General features: G+C 55.6%; 4 protein-coding genes and 1 pseudogene. 4 read left to right on the top strand and 1 reads right to left on the bottom strand.

Annotated elements, in window-relative coordinates; all coding sequences use genetic code 11:
• Nucleotides 1-106: 106 nt before the first annotated feature.
• The 4 genes from BV034_RS04785 (at nucleotide 107) to BV034_RS04800 (ending at nucleotide 5,136) form a co-directional block, all read left to right on the top strand.
• Complete coding sequence (locus tag BV034_RS04785) at nucleotides 107-1,864, top strand: polymorphic toxin-type HINT domain-containing protein (RefSeq protein WP_265592630.1); 1,758 nt, start codon at nucleotides 107-109, stop codon at nucleotides 1,862-1,864.
• A 47-nt stretch (nucleotides 1,865-1,911) separates the two neighbouring features.
• Nucleotides 1,912-2,541 carry a hypothetical protein gene (locus tag BV034_RS04790; RefSeq protein ID WP_050024674.1) on the top strand — a complete coding sequence of 210 codons (630 nt, stop codon included), beginning with the start codon at nucleotides 1,912-1,914 and terminating at the stop codon, nucleotides 2,539-2,541.
• A 166-nt stretch (nucleotides 2,542-2,707) separates the two neighbouring features.
• The gene (locus BV034_RS04795) at nucleotides 2,708-4,210 is read left to right on the top strand and encodes a hypothetical protein (RefSeq protein WP_265592631.1); all 1,503 of its coding nucleotides are present in this window, start codon (nucleotides 2,708-2,710) and stop codon (nucleotides 4,208-4,210) included.
• Entirely contained in the window at nucleotides 4,207-5,136 is a 930-nt protein-coding gene (locus BV034_RS04800) for an HTTM domain-containing protein (RefSeq protein WP_265592632.1), read from the top strand. Before BV034_RS04795 ends, BV034_RS04800 begins: the two co-directional genes overlap by 4 nt.
• Before the next feature lie 292 nt (nucleotides 5,137-5,428).
• On the opposite strand, the pseudogene BV034_RS04805 reads toward BV034_RS04800, so the two are convergent.
• A pseudogene (locus BV034_RS04805) lies at nucleotides 5,429-5,697 on the bottom strand (hypothetical protein); the annotation flags it as partial.

Consider the following 5,697-nt stretch of genomic DNA (forward strand, 5'->3'; position numbering starts at 1 on the left):
ATGCAGGGTCAACCGATGCAGGGTCAACCGATGCAGGGGTCAACCGATGCAGGGACAGCCGATGCAGGGACAGCCAATGCAGGGGCAACCGATGCAGGGGCAACCGATGCAGGGACAGCCGATGCAGGGACAGCCGATGCAGGGACAGCCGATGCAGGGACAGCCGATGCAGGGACAGCCGATGCAGGGTCAACCGATGCAGGGTCAACCTGCCCAGGGCCAACCTGCCCAGGGTCAACCTGCCCAGGGCCAACCTGCCCAGGGTCAACCTGCCCAGGGTCAACCTGCCCAGGGTCAACCTGCCCAAGGCCAACCTGCCCAGGGCCAACCTGCCCAGGGCCAACCCAACCAAGGGCAAGATCCTGATGAAGGAGAAGGTCCTGAGAAACCCTCGGATGACCTTCAGGATGACAACCACACGAATGATGGTGGTTGGTTCGGCGGTCTCAAAAACTGGGCGAGTAACACCGTGAATAAAGCGAAAACCGCAGCCAAGTCGGCCTTGGATTCGGTTGTTGGCAAGCAACTGGGAGACGAAATTGCCGCTGCCGCAAAGGGGGTAGGTGGTGCCCTAGGTGAGGCAGTGGGCGATGTCGCCAACATTGTCACTGATCCACTTAGCACGGTGAAAGGGCTTGCGAATGCAGTGAAGGATCCGATTGGAACTGCTAAGGCGATGGCCGATCAGATCAAGAACGATTGGAACAGCGGTACCGAAGGGAAAGCTAAGGTTATTACGTCAGCCGTCCTCTCTCTGTTTGGCGGTGGAGCGGCGGCGAAAATCACGGCACGCGCGGCGAAAGTCGGGAATATCGGATGTCGGGTGCAAAAAGCCCTGACAAATCGCGGTCCAGGTTGTTTTGTTCGCGGGACATTGGTCACCCTTGCAAGCGGCGAACAGGTGCCAATTGAGCAGGTGAAGGTCGGCCAACGTGTTCAGACTTCCGACCAGTCTGATGTAATTGGTGCCCTGCCTAGTGAGAACTGGAGGAAGATTGAACTTCGTCTCGAAACAGGTGCGGGAACTCGTGCGAAGTCGCTCGATGTGACGCTGCTGCGGCCAGAAGGCTGGGTTGCGGCAGTGCGATGCGCGGCCGGGGCCAGAATGTGGTTGGACCTTGAGGAGCTTCGCATTAGTGGAAACGCAGAGGTCATCGAGGTTGGTGAACATTCTGCCGTCGAGGCCGGGTCTGGTCATCTCGTCACTGCTACGCTCCGCCACACTAGTGACCAAATTGTAAAATTGGAGTTTGAGCTGCCACAAGGCAGGGAAGTCATACAGGCAACAAACGCTCATCCCTTCTACTCGCTTCAAGAATTGGGCTGGAAGGAGGCCGGCAAGATTGAAATCGGAGAGGCTATTGAGTCGCGTGAAGGTGTTGCAAGATTGGTTCGGAGTGAACGAGCCAGTTCGGCAGATGAAGTCTTCAATTTGGAGGTGGATACTGCGCACGAATACCTTGTCGGCGCGAGCCAACTCCGCTGCCACAACGCGTGTGGCCCGAAAGTTCCTAATGGATCAAACAGGCTGCCTCAGGACGCCAGAGTGAATCCCACTCCGCCTGATCCACTGCCCACGAATCGTCCCATTGGCCGGAGCGCAACACAAAATGCTACGGCGCAACAGAAAGTTGCGGACATGAAGGCGCAGGGCTATACAGATATTCGTGTGAATCAGCAACAGGTGAATGCCGCTGGAGATCGCGTGGGTACGAATCGACCGGATGTGCAAGGCACTCGACCTGATGGCACGAGAGAATACTGGGAATATGATACAGATCAGTCAAACAGAGGACCTCTCCATGAACAAAGAATCCGCGCGAACGACGCGGCTGGCGATATACATCTAGAAAACGTCAACTAATGCTGGACTTCGAAATTCCCCCTTGGTCTCTATTCAGAAGCTGTTGCTTGTTCCAGACGAACGTGACCTTCCTGGAAGCAAAATTGTTGGAGTGGCAGAATGGCGTTCTTGAGAAGTTCGGGGCATCAATGGAGAGTGCCCCGGTCTACGGGACGCTCGACGCCGTGTTGCATAAACTCGACCCACTAACCAGCCCGACTGCATCAAAGGTCTTGCTGATCGGCGCTGGGGATGGATGGACAGTCCTGCTGGACAATGGAAGAAGAGGAACAGATGCAGGCTATTCCTCAATCCTCTCGGAGCGCTGTGCCTGCCGCGGGTTACGGGTGGTGGCGAAACATGAGTCTAAACTTCCGAAAAGATATGGAGCGGTAATCTTTGAGGTCTACGATCATGGTGCTGATGTCAGAACCGTGTATTGCGCTAATGATGGCGGGAAGTGGAAGTTCGGTGCGACGGGGGAGCCATTCGCCTTCGAGGATGTGGCGAGATATGAGAGGCGGTCAGTCAAAGACAGATTTACGACGGAGATGCTATTCACTTATCTCTCCGCAATGAAAATCAACATGGTCGATAAAGATTGGTACGAGGTCTCCGCCGACAATCCGGCCGTGTTGTTGAAGCGAGTTGGTCAATTCCCTGTGGCATACACGGAGTATCCGTTATCTGATAGTTAAACACAGTGTCACGAAAAAATGCGCGTGCAGCGACAGCAGCCTTGCGAGAATCGCCTTGTTTTTAGGCGGGAAAGCACGGTGAAGTCATCACGCTTCGGCCATTATTTATGACGCTGTGTTTAGTTTGGCATCCAGCACGTCCATTCGTTCTTTTTTTCTGGTTGAAATGCCTATTGTTATGAGATTCAGCTATGCCAGCATCTATCTGACATTCTTTATCGTCGCATGGGCGCTGCCCACGGTGCATCTAGGTTTCACCCAGGGGCGATATCAAAGCGTTCCGAACGAAGTTCTGACGCTGTATCGCTTTGCAGCAGTCATGACGAAACGACCGTCGACGTGGCGCCAGCAGTACGTGCAGATACGTACGCCTTCATTGGAGACCTGGGTGACGGTGGATACGGAGAACTATGATCCGCTGAAGATCTATGGCACCGGCACGCGAATTGACCGTCTGTTGTCAGACAGCAACTCTGCAAAAATGCGCGGGGGGAATCAGATTCGCAATGAGATTGCCCACTTCATCGCGCGGAAGCATCGCTCTCTCTATCCCATGTTTCCTGCGGTCTCACAGGTAAGGTTTGTCACCGTTACCTGGCCTGTCGGCAGTCCGTATATGGCATCGCCGCCCGGCAAGTGGAACATCATCCCATTTGAGCTGAATGATCCTTCCAAGGTGGATGTGGTTTCCACTCATAACATCTCGGCGGCCCGGGTGCCACAACCTCCTGGAGCAAACCTGCTCGCCAGCAACCGTCCCAGTGCTCCTGCCCGGTCCAACCCAGAAAACGGACGTGATGGCGTTTTGGACCTGTCTGGGACAGGAACGCTGTCTCCTGCAACGTTGACACGGACATTTGCACAACAGCGTACCCACACGCTTTCATTCGCGCAGAGACCGATCGTCAACAGCGATCTCAAGGATTTGCCCAACTTGAGATCTCTACGTGCCCTTGACCTTTCCGGCACCAAAGTTTCAGGTGACTTGAAGGGGGCTGGAGCCTTGCCGCCTGGTCTGAGAACCTTCACAGCCAAGAATACCCAGATTGATGATGGGATTCTCCCGCTGCTGGCCAGTCTCTCGCAATTGGAAGACATTGATCTATCCCAAACCAAGACCACTCACCGGATCCTGGAGATACTGGGGAAATGGCCCCGGCTGCGGCGCTTAAGACTGGACGACACCAATATCGCTGAGGGAGGGCTGCAAAATCTGCAGGCACACAAAGATCTTGTGGTCCTTACCCTGTCTGGAACCAAGATCAGAACTGGAGAACTAAGCGTCCTTCAAAGACTGCCCGGATTGTACAGGATCGAGCTGGATCGCACATCCGTCGGAAATGATGTGGTGCGCCATCTGGCTCATTGCCGCCAGCTCAAGTTTGTTTCCTTGGACCAAGCGAGGGCGACGGAGGCTGTTCTGGTGCCGCTGTCCTCGCTGCCGGCTCTGGAGCAGGTGAAGTGGAAGGGCGAGTGGACGGATCCGCGAGCTGGAGCAACCCGGGCGGATCCTGCCCAAGGCAGGCAAAACCGCAAAGTGGCCTCTGCCAATCCTCCAGCGCCTGCCAATCGGTCCACGCCAACAGACGGGGGGACGCCTGGTGTTGTTGTTCCCCCGGCGGCGACGCAGAAAGCCGGCACAAACAGCGCGAATTCCCCAGCCAAATGAACAAAGACAACGTTAGGAAAGCACTTGCGGTGGCAGGAGGCTATCTTGCGGGGCCCGTTGACGCCCGTCGCTTGAGACTGTTTGAGAAGTGTTTTACGCTCCAGGCGTTAGCGTGGATGGGAATGCTCTATTTGCATCCATTCGAGTGGCTGGGCAAGGAAGGCTTTGCCGTGTCTTTGGGCACGCAGGGCGGCTATTGGAATGAATGGCCGCGATTGCCGGCCTGGGCGGTGCTTCTGTTTGGAGTTTTCTTGTTCGGCGGTGGTGCGATGGTGCTGTATGGCCGCTACCGGAGGACCGGCCTTTTTCTTTTGCTGGCCTGTTCGGCCTATGCCCTCTATGGAAACCCCCTGGCCTCCTTCACGATCAGCCGGCTGAACGTGCTTGTTTTCGCCTTCCTCGCCCTGGCTCCACCGATCAACAAGGAACCTGACGGCCGCATCACCATCTCAGCGGCACCCATCAGATTGTGCCAGTGGCTGCTTGTGATTCTCTATTTCTTTGCGGGCTATGCCAAAATCCGGTTTGGCGACTGGGTGGCCCATGATGACATCGTCTGGGCGGATATGCAGGGCGTCTATCGTACGGAACTTGCTGCCTGGATGGTTCGAACCATGCCATCGGGATTTTGGTGGGTGATGAAGTATCTTACACTGGGTTTTGAGCTGGCGGCGCCGATTCTTTTTCTTGTGCCGGCATTCAGACCAGCGGGTATCGTGCTGGGTTTGGGGTTTCATGGGACAATCGCCACCTGTCTGGACACGATTTGGCCGTTTGCCCTGCTCGTGGTAACCTTCTACCCACTTTTCTTTAAGGAGGGCTGGATCAATCGGCTTGTTCCATATGATGTGACAAAAACTCCTCGATCTGAAGTGCGCCCAGAAACGGAGGAGCATGCCCAAGGACTATCTCAAGACGCTGGGTAAATTTCTCGACAGTGGTTGGGATGAAAACGTCTTGAGCCGCTTCTTTTTGGAGTTCGTGATCTACAAGCGTGGTGCCCCACTTTTGAGGATGGCGCCTATCGCTTCTTGGGCGTGGCCGACCATGTCCTGGCAGTTGGAGTGAACGGTCGCACGGTGCTGGTCTCGTACTTCAGCGGCTTGACGGATCACAGTCACTGGGTGGAACCGTAGCCCCCGCAGTCACGTGAATGACAAGTACAAGGAAATAAACAACCCGCAGCTCGTGCTGCGGGTTTGGCCACTGAAAGGAGTTCTACTTGCCGTCACGATCGGCATCACCTGGCAGGGCGCGTTCCACCCGCTCCCATGCGGCTCGTGAGGCGTGCCTGGCTTTTTCCCAGGCGAGCCGGGACTTGCCTTTCACGGAATCCCAGTTTCGTTCAAGGTCTGTTTCTGCCTCGTTGTATGAGGCATACTGGCCTGAGCGATAACTTTCGTATCCGGTCCGGTAGGCCGGTCCCAGATCATCATAGGTGGTGTCGGCATCCACGTAGTCCTGGTTCCGGTAATTCTCGTTCCAGT

It is taken from the genome of Verrucomicrobium sp. BvORR034 (genome assembly GCF_000739635.1).
In the GTDB taxonomy this organism is placed as follows: Bacteria; Verrucomicrobiota; Verrucomicrobiia; order Verrucomicrobiales; family Verrucomicrobiaceae; genus Verrucomicrobium.